Genomic DNA, 12421 nt, shown 5'->3' with positions numbered 1-12421 from the left:
TTTTGGTAGGCGTCTCCACAATCTCGCTGTCATGCCCGCCTGGTGCGCAATTGCGCACGGGGGCGGGGCATCCAGTACGCCGCGGCCTAGCGATTCAGACAGACGTCTCGGAGTACTGGATCGTCCGGTCAAGCCGGGCGATGACGGCAGGAGGTGGGGACGGACAGCGTCCGAAATTCCCCTTTGTCATCAAGGCCCGTTCTACTGTGCATGGGGTTGTTTTCGCCGTTTTGATCGGGACCCGTCATGGGAACCGAAATCCGTAAAATTGCGCGCAATCCCGGAAGGTTCCATTGAGCACGCCTCTTAAGGGCCGGAGAACCTGATCGGGCTTAGGCTGAGGCCAGATCCAGTCCCGTGCCCTCGGTCCAGCGCTCTTGGGGAAGTCATGAACGCGTCAGCCAAACCCGCCGCGAAACGCCGGCTTCTTCTCGCCTCCGACCGGAGCGACGAGAGCACCGAGCTTGCCAGCATCTTGAAGGCGGTCGGCGACGTCTCGACGGTGACGACCCAGGACATCCCCGAGACGCCCTCGCGCGATCTCTCCGGCCTTGTGGTCGACATCAATCTGCGCTCGCCCGAGAGCGTGCAGCGGGTGCGCAACAAGCTGCGCGGCGATGCCTATCGTTCGATGCCGCGGCTGTTCGTGCTCGCCGATGCCCTGCACCACGGCACCATGCAGGCCTGGGCGCTCGGCGCCACCGACACGATCTCGCGGCCGCTTCAGCCCGACGCCATTCTGCAGCGCATCCGCGCCGCGTTTCCCGACACCGCCAGCTATGACGCGACCGATCGCGGCAAGACGCTCAACCGCGGCGTCGAGGCGGCGCACGCGGTGCTCGCCAAGATGTTCGAGAAGCTGCCGCTCGGCGTGCCCCTGACCTTCGACGACGTCATCGCCGCCGAAAGCAAGATCCTGAAGGCGATGAAGCACTCCTCGCTGCGCGAGTGGCTCACCACGGTCGGCTGCCACCATGTCGGCAGCTATCGCCACTGCCTGTTCGTCACCGGCTTTGCGGTCGCCTTCGCGCAGCATCTCGGCATGCGCGAGGACGACCAGCGCCGCCTGACCCGCGCCGCGCTGCTGCACGACGTCGGCAAGGCCTTCGTTCCCTCCGCGCTGCTCGACAAGCCCGGCAAGCTCACTGACGAGGAGATGGACGAGGTCCGCCAGCATCCGCGCCGCGGCTATGACGCGCTCGCCGCGCAAGGCGGCTTCCCGCCGGAGATGCTCGACGTGGTGCTGCATCACCACGAATTCCTCGACGGCAGCGGTTATCCCAACGCCCTGTCGTCGAACCAGATCAGCGACATCGTGCGGCTGACCACGATCGTCGACATCTACGCCGCACTGGTGGAGAAGCGCGCCTACCGCATGCCCTTCACCCACTCCCGCGCCTTCACGATGATGGAAGGCATGGGCGGCAAGCTCGACCAGCAGCTGTTGCAGGCGTTTCGCCCGGTGGCGCTGGGGGCGTTCTGACGCCGGTGCCGTAGGGTGGGTTAGCGCAGCGTAACCCACCACTTCTGTCTCCGCGGATACCAAAGAGGTGGGTTACGCCTTCGGCTAACCCACCCTACAAGATCACCCCACCATCTTCCTCAGCTCCGCCTTCGCCACCTTCTCCAGCGTCGAGCGCGGCATGTCGTCGACCAGCCTGATCTCGCGCGGCACCTTGAAGTCGGCGAGGCCCTTGCGGCAGGCGGCCATCACGTGGTCATGCAGGTCCGGCGCCGCGCCCGCGACACCGCCGTGCGGGATGATGAAGACGACCGGCACCTCGTCCAGCATCGGATGTAGCGCGAGGCGCCTCAATCCTCGTACGACGAGATCTCGATCAGGCTGCCGTCCGGATCCCGGCAATAGACCGAGCGCAGCGTGCCGCGGGCGCCTTGCTTGGGAACCGGGCCCTCCTCGATCGCGACGCCATGTGCCTGCAAATGCGCCACGACCTCGTCGGGCGAGGCGGAGGTGAGAAAGCACAGATCCTCGCTGCCGGCGGTCTGGTGGTCGGCGGTGAACCACTCGATCTTGTCGGCATCGCGCGGCCGAACGTTGATCTTCTGGTTACCGAATTGAAGGGAAGTCCGCGGCGCTTTGCCGCCACCGGGGTCGAACACCTTGACTTCCATGCCGAGAATCTTGCGGTACCACTCCGCTGTCACCGCGACGTCGGCGACGTTGATCACGAGATGATCGAGGGCGTGAACCTTGACCGGCATGCCTTATCCTTTCGTCGTGATGCGCCCCGCACACTATCCGCCTGCGGCAAGCTTTGTTACAACCGCATCGACGCCACTTTCAAGATATTCGGCCTTCAAGAACAACACTTGGGAGAACCCTTGAGATGATCACTCGCCGTACCGCGCTGGGCCTGCTTGCCGCCACTCCTCTTGCAGCCAGCCCGCTGTCGAAGGCGCTTGCCGCCGACTATCCGGCTCGCCCGGTGAAATGGGTGGTCGGCTATCCGCCGGGCGGGGCCACCGACATCCTGGCGCGGCTGATCGGCCAGCGGCTGTCGGAAAAGCTCGGCCAGCAATTCGTGATCGAGAACAAGCCGGGCGCCGGCAACAATATCGGCACCGAATCCGTGATCAACGCCGAGCCCGACGGTTACACGCTTCAGCTGGTCAATCCGGCCAACTACATCAACGCCTCGCTCTACACCAATCTGAAGTTCAACTTCGTGCGCGACATCGCGCCGGTCGCCTCGTTCCAGCGCGTGCCGAACGTGTTGACCGTCAACAAGGACGTGCCGGCCAAGACCGTCGCCGAGTTCATCGAATACGTGAAGGCCAATCCCGGCAAGGTCAACATGGCCTCGTCGGGCAACGGCACCTCGGTGCATCTGTCCGGCGAGATGTTCATGGCGATGACCGGCTGCAAGATGCAGCACGTGCCCTATCGCGGCGCGGCGCTCGCGATCACCGACATGATCGGCGGTCAGGTACAGGTGATGTTCGACAACATGCCCTCGATCATCCAGCACATCCGTTCGGGCAGCCTGCGTGCGATCGGCGTCACCACCGCGCAGCGTTCGCCGCAACGGCCCGACGTTCCGGCGATCGGCGAGACCGTGAAGGACTACGAGGCGAGCGCGCTGTTCGGCATGGGTGCGCCGAAGAACACACCGAAGGAAATCATCGCCAAGCTCAACGATGAGATCAACACGCTGTTGAAGGAGCCGGACATGACCAAGCGCCTGGTCGAGCTCGGCGGCGAGCCGCGGGTGCAGACCCCCGAGGCGTTCGGCGAGGAGATCAAGGCCGAGACCGAGAAGTGGAAGAAGGTCGTCGAGTTTGCCGGCCTGAAGGTCGAGTAGCGATCTTGCGATGATCGGAAATGGAGCCCTGCCGTTCGGCAGGGCTTTTTTCTTGCGCGCGTCGTCTCGTTGATCTGGAATGAAACGGCCCGGCGTCAACCCGAGCCGCGCCGGCGCGCGTGGCTCGTTGCGCCGCACTGGTTGCGTTTCACGCTGCACATCGGTCGGCCTGATCACGCAGTCGTGCAGCTTCACGCGCGCGGGTTCCCGCTTGACGGCCGTTCGTCCGCGTTTATACTAAACCACATGGTTAAGTATCAGGACGAGACGCTGGACCGGACCTTTGCGGCGCTGTCCGACCCGACGCGGCGTGCGCTTCTCGCCCGCCTCGGCGAGCTGGATAGCCTGTCGGTGAGCGAGCTGGCCGCGCCGTTTCCGGTCTCGCTGCCGGCGATCATGAAGCATCTCGACGTGCTCACGGATGCAGGCCTGATCGTGCGCGAGAAGACCGGTCGCACGGTCTCGTGCCGGCTCACCGCGCAGCCGATGGAGCAGGCGATGAACTGGCTCAATCGTTACGCGCAGTACTGGTCCGACAATCTGGATCGTCTTGCCGCCTTCGTGGAGGAAGAGACATGGCCAACCCAGCCGTCAACGCCGATTCCCGCAGCGCCGAGCGCGCAAGCGAACGTCCAGCCGAACGTCCAAGCCTCACGCTCACGCGCCGGCTCCGCGCGCGGCCGGAGAAAGTCTACGCCGCCTGGACGCAGGCCGCGCAGCTAGCGCAATGGTTCGGGCCGCCGAACATGAAGCCGGCGACGCTGAACGCCGAGCTCGACGTTCGCACCGGCGGCCGCTACCGCATCAGCTTCGTCAGCGACGACGGCGAATATTTCGAGGCCGGCGGCACCTATCGCGAGGTCGTGCCGAACGAGCTCTTGGTGTTCAGCTGGGCCTGGCACTCGACGCCGGAGCGCGAATCGCTGGTCACGATCTCGTTCAAGCCTGACAGCGCCGGCACGCTGATGATCTTTCATCACGCCCAGTTCTTCGACGAGGCCGCACGCGACAATCATCAGCGGGGCTGGAGCTCGTTCCTCGATAAGCTCGATGCCTTCGTCGCCTGATTTCCGTCAGAGGAGACCGCCATGCAACCCCATCAGATCGTATCGCGCGAGCAATGGATCGCGGCTCGCAAAGCCCTTATGGCGCATGAGAAGGAGCTCACAGTGGCTCGCGAGCGCCTCGCCGAGGAGCGCCGCGCGCTGCCCTGGGTCAAGGTCGACAAGGACTACGTGTTCGACGGACCGAGCGGCAAGGTGACGCTCGGCGATCTCTTCAAGGGGCGTCCGCAGCTCGTCGTCCAGCACGTGATGTTTGCGCCCGACTGGGAAGCGGCCTGCAAGAGCTGCTCGTTCTGGGCCGACGGTCTCGATCGCATGGTGCCGCACCTGGCGGCGCGCGACACCGCGACGGTCGCGATCTCGCTGGCGCCGATCGCAAAGCTCGAGGACTTCAAGACGCGGATGGGCTGGACCTTCGACTGGGTTTCGTCGGGAAGCAACGACTTCAACCGGGATTACGGCGTGACGTTCTCGCCAGAGCAGATCGCCACGGGCAAGCCGATGTACAATTTCGGCACCACGCCGTTCTACGGCCCCGAGCTGCCCGGCATCAGCGTGTTCTACCGCAACGAGGCCGGCGAGATCTTCCACACCTATTCCTGTTTCGCCCGCGGCCTCGACATGATGAACGCCGCCTATCAGTACCTCGACCTCACCCCGCTCGGCCGTCACGAGGAGGGGCTGCCCTACCCGATGGACTGGGTGCGCCTGCGCGACCAGTACGAGCCGCAGGCGGCGAAGGATGCGTGCTGCCACGGGTGAGGGGGCGGGTACGCTCTGCCCACATCAAAGGTGTCATCGCCCGGCTTGACCGGGCGATCCAGTACTCCGAGAGGGGAGTGATAGAGACGAGAGGCCGCAGCGTACTGGATTCCCCGCCTGCCGCCTGCCGCCTGCGCTGAAGCTTCGGCGCCCCTAGACCGAAGCCCTGGCGTAGCCGGGTCGCGGGGAATGACAGCGGGTGATGACGCGGCAGGGTACCTTGCACCGATAGCTACCGCTTCGCGTCCGCCTGCTCCGTCCCGTTGCACGAGATCAGCATCGTATAGGGCCGCGCGTTGCCGGCGATGTCGGTGGTCTTGAGCTCGCTCTTCGGCTCCGCGGTCTGGTAGGGCACCACGCTGTTGTCGAGGAAGTCGCGCAGCGCGCCGGTCTTGATGGCGAAGTTGATGTTCTCCGGAATGTTGCCGGTCGCAGCGGCGATGCGCAGTACGGGGATCTTTGCGGTGACCACGCCCACGATCTGACCGGTGGTGTCGAACAGCGGGCCGCCGCTATTGCCGGGCTGCACCGGCGCGCTGATTTGCAGGAAACGCGTGTCGTTGCGCATGCCGCTGAGCGAGCTCACGATACCGGTCGTCACGGTGAAGTCCGACGTGAGCAGGCCATGGTAAGGAAAGCCGATCGCGACGACCGAATCGCCGGAGTGGAACGAGCGGTCGCGAATCCGCGCAAAGTCCTTGAATGTCACTGTCGACGGCGCCTGCAAGAGGGCGAGATCGTTGTTTGCATCGCTCGACACGACGCGCAGCACCATCGAGGCCTCGCCGGTGAGGTTGCCCTTGATGTCGCCGACGCAGCCGTCGATCACATGATGGTTGGTGACGATGTGGCCGTTCGCGCTGACCACGAAGCCGGTGCCGCTCCTGGTCCGGGCAGCCTTGCTGCCGGCCGGCGGCGCCTGCTTGTCTGGCGCGGGCTGCGGCTTGGCGGCGATCTTGGTGAAATCGCCGGCCTTGTCGAGCCCGTCGGCTTTCACCTTGGTCACGCAATTGGCCAATGCGGCGATCACCGGCCCGGTCGAGGTCAGATCGAAATTCAGAACGGCGCGGCCGGCTGTGGCCACCATCAGGCTCGCCTTCTGAAACGTACGCACGACGTTGAGCGGCATGATGGCCGTGAGCATGTTGGACTGGTATGCCGTGGCGAACAGCCTGGCTTGCTCCTGCCCGTCAAAGGTCACGTCGATCGCGGCGTTCTCGCCCTTGTTGAAGCGGTAGCTGGGACTCGCAAAGGCGAGCGACCATGTGCCGGCGGCATTTTGGCTCACGACGAGGATGACGCCGTTCGCATAAGGCGTCGTCGCCGCGCAATGGGAGAAGGCGCCCGTCTCGTCATTGCTGAAGGCGCCGCCGATCCAGTTGCCGACATTGACGCTGCCGAATGGTCCTTTCGCATGCGCGATGCCGGCAACGATTACCTGCAAGAGAGACGCAACGACAAATGACTTGAGCCACATACTTTCTCCCCCGGAATGGTTTTGAATCCATCTTATCCGCGGGACGAGGTGGGGCGCAACCGGCAGTTGTCTGTCGAGATCAGGCTCCTCGCGGCGACTTTCCGGCTTGCCTTTACTTTGCCAGGCTATATACTTTGCAATACAAAGTAACACGTCCGACAGGCGTGGGTGGAGCGAGGTTCTGGCGTTGCCGATGCGCGATCTCGACAAGGCACTGGCCGACATTGTGGCGATCCGCAGCCAGATCGCGGCCGGCACGGCGTTCCGCGGCTACGGACCGGCGACCATGGCCGCGACCGGCGCCGTCGCGCTGATCACGGCGATCCTGCAATTCTGGCTGCTCGGTGACCCCACCGGCGAGCCGCTCGGCTTCTTCTTCGGCTGGTTCGTCGCCGCCGTGCTCTCCGTCCTCGTGATCGGGATCGAGATGCGCGCGCGTTCACGTCGCCATCATTCCGGCCTTGCCGACGCCATGATCCACCAGGCGGTCGAGCAGTTCCTCCCCGCAGGCGTTGCCGGCGTGCTGCTTGCGGTGGTGATGTGGAAGTTTGCGAGTGAGACGCTGTGGCTGTTGCCGGGTCTGTGGCAGATCCTGGTGTCGCTCGGCATCTTCGCCTCCGTCCGCTCGCTGCCGCGCACCGTCGCGCTCGCCGGCGCCTGGTATTTCGTTTCAGGCTTCGCGGTCGTGGTGCTCGCGAGCCAAACCCACACGCTGTCACCATGGACCATGGGCCTGCCTTTCGTGATCGGCCAGTCGGTGATGGCGGGCATTCTGTATTTTGCGTCCGGAGACCACGATGTCGAAGACTGACAGCGCGCCTTTTTCCTATGAAGGGCTCGACCGCGTCATCCACGAGAAGGCGAGGCTCGGGCTTCTGACCTCGCTGATGGCGCATCCGAAGGGGCTGGCGTTCGCCGACCTCAAGCAGCTCTGCGGCCTGACCGACGGCAATCTCAGCCGGCATCTTGCCGTGCTCCAGGAGGCCGGCCTCGTCGAGGTGACCAAGGGCTATGAGGGCAATCGCCCGCACACCACTTGCCGCCTGACCAAGGCCGGCCGCCGCCGCTTCCTCGATTACCTCGCCGTGCTCGAGCGGCTGGTGCGCGACGCCGCCAAGGCCGCCGGCCGCGAGGCGCCACCGCTCGGTCGCCTCGGTATCGTCTCGACCTGATCGTCCTTTTTTGACCGGAGACTTTGCAATGCAAAGTGAACTTGCGCCCCGCAACGAGAAACTTCATGTCGGCATCATCATGGACGGCAACGGACGATGGGCGACGCGGCGCGGCCTGTCGCGCGTGCGCGGCCACGAGGCCGGCGTCGAGACGATCCGCCGCATCGTCGAGGCCGCGCCGAAGCAGGGCATCGGCACGCTGACGCTCTACGCGTTCTCGACCGACAATTGGCGAAGGCCGAAGGCCGAGGTCGCCGCGCTGATGACCCTGCTGCGCTTCTATCTCGCCAACGAGGTGCAGAGCCTGGTGAAGAACGGCGTGCGCCTCACCGTGATCGGCCGCCGCGACCGGCTGCCTGACGGCATCGCCAATGCGATTGCGCGCGCCGAAGCGGCCACCGCCCAGGGCAGCACGCTTCACCTGCGCATCGCCGTCGATTATTCCGCGCGCGATGCCATCCTCAACGCCGCGGCGAAAGCAGCGGCACTGACCAGCCTCACCCGCGACGCGTTCTCGCAGCTCGTCACCGGCGAGGCCGGTTTGCGCGACGTCGATCTCATCATCCGCACCTCGGGCGAGAAGCGGCTGTCGGACTTCCTGCTGTGGGAAGGCGCCTATGCCGAGCTGCACTTCACCGAGCGGATGTGGCCCGAATTCGACGCGGGCGATCTCGCCGAGGCCCTCGCCGCGTTCCACGGCCGCGAGCGACGCTTCGGCGGCCTCCAGGCCATCATGCCCGAGGAGGTGCCGTCACTCTCCCGTGTGTGACGCGCGGCACAGGGAAACGAGCTGTTCGTTTTCAGCCGCATGATTGGCAGCGATGTCCAAGCGCAGCGTGCACGGTCTCGGCTAGGTCTGCGGTTCACGCAACCCGCCGAGAGCGTCACGCATGCTACAGCTACTTCCGGGAGCCGTCGTCGCGCCGGTTGAACCGGCCGAAGCGAAGGGCACGGTCTGCATCAGGACCGCCAGTGCATCCGACGTGGCGAACCTGTCGGTCTATTTCACCGGCCTGTCCACGACCTCGCGCAACAAGCGTTTCATGGGTGCGCGCGCCGACCTCGCCGTGGTCGCAGCCGAATGCGTGGCGAAGGCCGACCGTCCCGGTCACTTCACCCTGCTCGCCGAGTTCGGGCAGGAGGGGCAGCGCACCATCATCGGCGAAACGCACTACGCCTACGATGCAGCCGCACGGCACGGCGAATTTGCCATCTCGGTCGCCGATGCGTTCCAGCGCATGGGTCTCGGCCTCCGGATGATGACGGCGATGGAAACGCGCGCGATCGATCTCGGCCACGACATGATCGCCGGCGAGACCGCGCGAACCAATGCGGAAATGCGCGGCCTGGCGAAGAAGGCCGGGTTCAGGGATACCGGGCTCGGCGACTGGCAGTCGGTTCACCTCGCCAAGCACCTGTCGCGATAGCCATACGCAGGTTGAATTGCCGCGTGGCGCGGATCGTGCTCTAGTATCCCTCGGGTATCCCCAGCGATGGGAGCTTTCGGCGATGCGCGCAGTTTTGGATCATTGCACCGGCGGAACGGAGCGGCAGGTCAAGGCCGGCACGTCGGTCGTCACCGAGGGTGGCACCAGCAGCGGCCACCTCTACGTGCTCGTCGAGGGCAAGCTCGAAGTGCTCAAGAGCGACACGGTGGTCGCTATCATCGCCGAGCCCGGCGCCGTGTTCGGCGAGATGTCCGTGCTGCTTGGGCTGCCGCACACCGCGACGGTGCGGGCCAGCTCGGATTCGGTCATCTATGAGTTCGAGGACGCGGCGTCATTCCTCATCCAGAAGCCGGAGGTGGCGCTGCTGCTCGCGCGCACGCTGGCGCAGCGGCTCAACGCCGCCAATACCTATCTTGCCGATCTCAAGCGGCAATATGCCGGCCACGGCACGCACCTGGCCATGGTCGGCGAAGTGCTTCAAAGCATGATCAACCTGCCGCCGCTTGAGGTTTCGCCAGGCTCGGATCGGCAATCTGATCCAAGAATGTAAGCCAGTCCGGCGGCGCCTCGACAAAGGCCGCCGGCCGCTTCAGCGGCGCGTCGAGGTCGATCCACTGCGCCTCGCCCGCCGCCAGCCAGAACGCCTTGTTGGCATCGAGATCCAGCACGATATGCGTCGGCGGCCGGCCCGGTTGCAGGCCCGCGTTGAAGACCCAGGTCTGGCCCAGCCGGTCGAACCACGAGCCATCCGTGATGAAGGGCGACTGGTGCACATGGCCCGAGATCACCATCGACGGCTGATACTGCATGATCCACTGCACCACCTCGACATCGCCGAAGAAGCGCTTGCCGCCCCAGCTCGTCGGCGAATTCGCCGGCGGCGCGTGATGCGCCCAGATCCAGCGCTGCGGCCGGCTCGCCGCGGCATCGCGGAGCTGGTCGGCGATGCGCTGCTTGACCAGTGGTCCATCCCACCACGGGCACACCGTGAACAGGGTGTCGCCGATGGTGAGGCTGTCGCCGTCGCAGGCAATGCCGAGCTCCCGCACCTCCGAGATCCAGCGCGAGATCTTCTCCCCCTCCGCACTGCGCTCGTCGAGGTCGTGATTGCCGGAGCAGAGGATCACGCGGGTCTTTCCGGCAAGCAGCGCGAGGTATTTTTTCACCACCACGATCTGCGCGCGAAAATCCACCATCGAGCCGATGTCGAGCGCATCGCCGGCGAAGATCACCAGGTCGAATTGCGGCGCCGCGCTGACCAGCCAGTCGAACTGCGGCAGCGCGTAGTGCAGGTCAGCCACGACCAGGCAGCGCATTTGAAATCCGTTCGCGAGATTGAAAATGTCTGGGAATTCCAAAACGGCAAAAAAGCAAGAAGCAGACCAGCACGGCCGCCCCTTCGCGTCAATCCAATGAGGGCGAGCATGCCGCGGCGTCTCGCGGTATGCAAGGCGCCCGGCGTCGCAGGTCTGGACCGGACCATCGAATTCTGCTGTCGTGGCGCACCCTCAACCGCCCGTGTCCGCATGACCCCCTTCAAGACCATCCGTGCCCGTGCCGAGAAGCGCAAGGGCGGCCCCAAGGCGCTGGACAGACTGATGCCCGCTAAGCCCGACCTCAAGCGCCTCGCGAAGCTCGGCGACGACCGCATCCTCGCCGAGATGACCAAGCGGGTGTTTTGCGCGGGCTTTGCCTGGAGCGTGATCGATTCGAAATGGGACGGCTTTGAAGAGGCCTTCCTGCATTTCCAGCCGGCCAAGCTGACCTTCCAGCCGGAAGACTATTGGGAGGGCCTGCTGCGCGATGCGCGCATCGTGCGCAACGGCGCCAAGATCATGTCGGTGCGCGACAACGCCGCCTTCGTCCAGGCGATCGCAAAGGAGCACGGCAGCTTCGGCAAGTTTCTGGCGAAGTGGCCGTCGTCCGACGAGATCGGCCTGCTCGATCTCCTCACCAAACGCGGCAGCCGGCTGGGCGGCAATACCGGCCAGATGCTGCTGCGCTTCGTCGGCTGGGACGGTTTCGTGACCTCCAGGGACGTCGTGGCCTGCCTGCGCGGTGCCGGCCTCGATATCGGCGAAGAGGTGAAGTCGAAGGGCGATCTCGCAAAAGTGCAGGCGCAGTTCAACGCCTGGGCCGAGGAGACCGGTCTGCCCTACACATATCTGTCACGCATCTGCGCGCTCTCGGTCGGCGAGGTCAGAGGCGAGCATTAGGTCACGAGAAGCAAGGAGAACAAGAATGGCAAAAGCCTATTGGGTCGCCACCTACCGCGCGATCAAGAACCCCGACGCCATGGCGGCCTATGCCAAGCTGTCGCGCCCGGCGATCGAGGCGGCCGGCGGCCGTGTGCTCGCGCGCGGGGTGCCGGCTGCGGCCTTCGAGCTCGGGCAGATGGAACGCGTCGTTCTCATCGAGTTCGACAGCGTCGAGCGCGCCAAGGCCGCGTATGCGAGCCCGGCCTATCAGGCTGCTCATGATTTGCTCGGCGACGGTGCGGACCGCGACATCCGGATCGTCGAAGCCGCCGATTAGAGCCGCGCACAGGCAGATCGTGGACATCGTGTGGCGATCCCGTGCCGTGAGCGCGGCAGATGCCACGCGCGATCACGAAATACATTTCACCGGAACATTTGCGCGCAGCATCCGTTCGGAAATTTGAGCCAGGCGAACCAGGGCGCAGGGAACGCCCGCTCTGGCCCAAATCAATGAAACCCGAAACGACAGAAACGGAGCAGCGCATGAAGCTCACATCCGCGCAGGTGAAGCAGACCATCACGCAACTCGGCGCCCAAGTGCTGCCCGACGAGCATCCCGCCGTGCCCCAGCTCAACAGCATGTTCGGTGAGCACACCTTCTTCGTCGACGAAAGCGGACTCAAGGTCCTCGAGCCCACCCCGTCGCCAGGTGCAGAACGCGAGACCGGCGAAGTCGTCAGCCTCGCCGACTGGTCCGATGCAGACCTGACACGCCTGACGGCGCACGAGCCCGAGCCGACCGGCGTCATCGTGGTGTTCGAGCAGATGAAGCATTGATTGGTGCGGGCCGATCGACACTTCTATTGGTGGCGGGTTTGAAAAATCCCGTCACCGTTCGCGAATGGCCCGTATTTGCTGCCTCTACGGCAGGTTTGGAGACGCGTCGCGGATAAAGAGGTCGCGTTCGCCGAGCGCCC

Annotated in this window: 15 protein-coding genes and 2 pseudogenes; 13 read left to right on the top strand and 4 right to left on the bottom strand. The window is 64.9% G+C overall.

Going from position 1 to position 12421, the window contains the following annotated elements:
• Positions 1 to 388 precede the first annotated feature (388 nt).
• Positions 389 to 1483, top strand: coding sequence for an HD-GYP domain-containing protein (locus E4K65_RS16655; RefSeq protein ID WP_135175102.1), 1095 nt, complete (start codon positions 389 to 391; stop codon positions 1481 to 1483).
• Positions 1484 to 1585: 102 nt separating this feature from the next.
• Here E4K65_RS16655 and E4K65_RS16650 read toward each other — a convergent pair.
• Together E4K65_RS16650 and E4K65_RS16645 are read right to left on the bottom strand one after the other, a co-directional pair.
• A pseudogene (locus E4K65_RS16650) lies at positions 1586 to 1828 on the bottom strand (AMP-binding enzyme); the annotation flags it as partial.
• The gene (locus tag E4K65_RS16645; protein WP_135175101.1) at positions 1813 to 2223 is read right to left on the bottom strand and encodes a VOC family protein; all 411 of its coding nucleotides are present in this window, start codon (positions 2221 to 2223) and stop codon (positions 1813 to 1815) included. The pseudogene E4K65_RS16650 and the gene E4K65_RS16645, both read right to left, overlap by 16 nt.
• 125 nt (positions 2224 to 2348) lie before the next feature.
• Between E4K65_RS16645 and E4K65_RS16640 the strand changes: the two genes are divergently transcribed.
• The 4 genes and pseudogenes from E4K65_RS16640 (at position 2349) to E4K65_RS16625 (ending at position 5149) form a co-directional block, all read left to right on the top strand.
• The gene (locus E4K65_RS16640; protein WP_135175100.1) at positions 2349 to 3323 is read left to right on the top strand and encodes a Bug family tripartite tricarboxylate transporter substrate binding protein; all 975 of its coding nucleotides are present in this window, start codon (positions 2349 to 2351) and stop codon (positions 3321 to 3323) included.
• A 246-nt stretch (positions 3324 to 3569) separates the two neighbouring features.
• Positions 3570 to 4046 (top strand): ArsR/SmtB family transcription factor, encoded by a 477-nt coding sequence (locus E4K65_RS16635; RefSeq protein ID WP_167770869.1) that lies wholly within the window; start codon positions 3570 to 3572, stop codon positions 4044 to 4046.
• Between the two features lie 11 nt (positions 4047 to 4057).
• Positions 4058 to 4390: pseudogene (locus tag E4K65_RS16630) on the top strand (SRPBCC family protein); the annotation flags it as partial.
• A 21-nt stretch (positions 4391 to 4411) separates the two neighbouring features.
• Positions 4412 to 5149 (top strand): DUF899 domain-containing protein, encoded by a 738-nt coding sequence (locus E4K65_RS16625; RefSeq protein ID WP_135175097.1) that lies wholly within the window; start codon positions 4412 to 4414, stop codon positions 5147 to 5149.
• 232 nt (positions 5150 to 5381) lie between these two features.
• Here E4K65_RS16625 and E4K65_RS16615 read toward each other — a convergent pair whose 3' ends face one another.
• Positions 5382 to 6626: a S1C family serine protease gene (locus E4K65_RS16615; protein WP_135175095.1), complete on the bottom strand. Its 1245-nt coding sequence runs from the start codon at positions 6624 to 6626 to the stop codon at positions 5382 to 5384.
• Between the two features lie 193 nt (positions 6627 to 6819).
• Between E4K65_RS16615 and E4K65_RS16610 the strand changes: the two genes are divergently transcribed.
• From E4K65_RS16610 to E4K65_RS16590, 5 genes are all read left to right on the top strand, one after another.
• On the top strand, positions 6820 to 7437 hold the full coding sequence (locus tag E4K65_RS16610) for a hypothetical protein (RefSeq protein WP_027542100.1): 618 nt from the start codon (positions 6820 to 6822) through the stop codon (positions 7435 to 7437).
• Positions 7424 to 7798 carry a winged helix-turn-helix domain-containing protein gene (locus E4K65_RS16605; RefSeq protein ID WP_027542101.1) on the top strand — a complete coding sequence of 125 codons (375 nt, stop codon included), beginning with the start codon at positions 7424 to 7426 and terminating at the stop codon, positions 7796 to 7798. The genes E4K65_RS16610 and E4K65_RS16605 overlap by 14 nt, the downstream gene beginning before the upstream one ends.
• Before the next feature lie 28 nt (positions 7799 to 7826).
• Positions 7827 to 8567 (top strand): di-trans,poly-cis-decaprenylcistransferase, encoded by a 741-nt coding sequence (locus E4K65_RS16600; RefSeq protein WP_135175094.1) that lies wholly within the window; start codon positions 7827 to 7829, stop codon positions 8565 to 8567.
• Between the two features lie 121 nt (positions 8568 to 8688).
• Complete coding sequence (locus E4K65_RS16595; protein WP_135175093.1) at positions 8689 to 9225, top strand: GNAT family N-acetyltransferase; 537 nt, start codon at positions 8689 to 8691, stop codon at positions 9223 to 9225.
• An 82-nt stretch (positions 9226 to 9307) separates the two neighbouring features.
• Positions 9308 to 9796: a Crp/Fnr family transcriptional regulator gene (locus tag E4K65_RS16590; protein WP_027542104.1), complete on the top strand. Its 489-nt coding sequence runs from the start codon at positions 9308 to 9310 to the stop codon at positions 9794 to 9796.
• Here the strand turns inward: E4K65_RS16590 and E4K65_RS16585 are convergent.
• Positions 9735 to 10562: a metallophosphoesterase family protein gene (locus E4K65_RS16585; RefSeq protein WP_135175092.1), complete on the bottom strand. Its 828-nt coding sequence runs from the start codon at positions 10560 to 10562 to the stop codon at positions 9735 to 9737. The genes E4K65_RS16590 and E4K65_RS16585 overlap by 62 nt on opposite strands.
• Positions 10563 to 10772: 210 nt before the next feature.
• Between E4K65_RS16585 and E4K65_RS16580 the strand changes: the two genes are divergently transcribed.
• From E4K65_RS16580 to E4K65_RS16570, 3 genes are all read left to right on the top strand, one after another.
• Positions 10773 to 11462: a DNA-3-methyladenine glycosylase I gene (locus E4K65_RS16580; RefSeq protein ID WP_167770883.1), complete on the top strand. Its 690-nt coding sequence runs from the start codon at positions 10773 to 10775 to the stop codon at positions 11460 to 11462.
• Positions 11463 to 11487: 25 nt separating this feature from the next.
• Positions 11488 to 11781 carry a DUF1330 domain-containing protein gene (locus E4K65_RS16575; protein WP_135175090.1) on the top strand — a complete coding sequence of 98 codons (294 nt, stop codon included), beginning with the start codon at positions 11488 to 11490 and terminating at the stop codon, positions 11779 to 11781.
• Positions 11782 to 11987: 206 nt separating this feature from the next.
• A complete protein-coding gene (locus tag E4K65_RS16570) occupies positions 11988 to 12281 on the top strand; it encodes a hypothetical protein (RefSeq protein WP_135175089.1) in 294 nt (97 codons plus the stop codon).
• The last annotated feature ends 140 nt before the right edge of the window (positions 12282 to 12421 follow it).

The sequence above is a fragment of the Bradyrhizobium niftali genome, assembly GCF_004571025.1.
Taxonomy (GTDB): domain Bacteria; phylum Pseudomonadota; class Alphaproteobacteria; order Rhizobiales; family Xanthobacteraceae; genus Bradyrhizobium; species Bradyrhizobium niftali.
The sequence above is the reverse complement of the archived record's forward strand: the minus strand, read 5'-3'. Positions and strand labels throughout refer to the sequence as shown.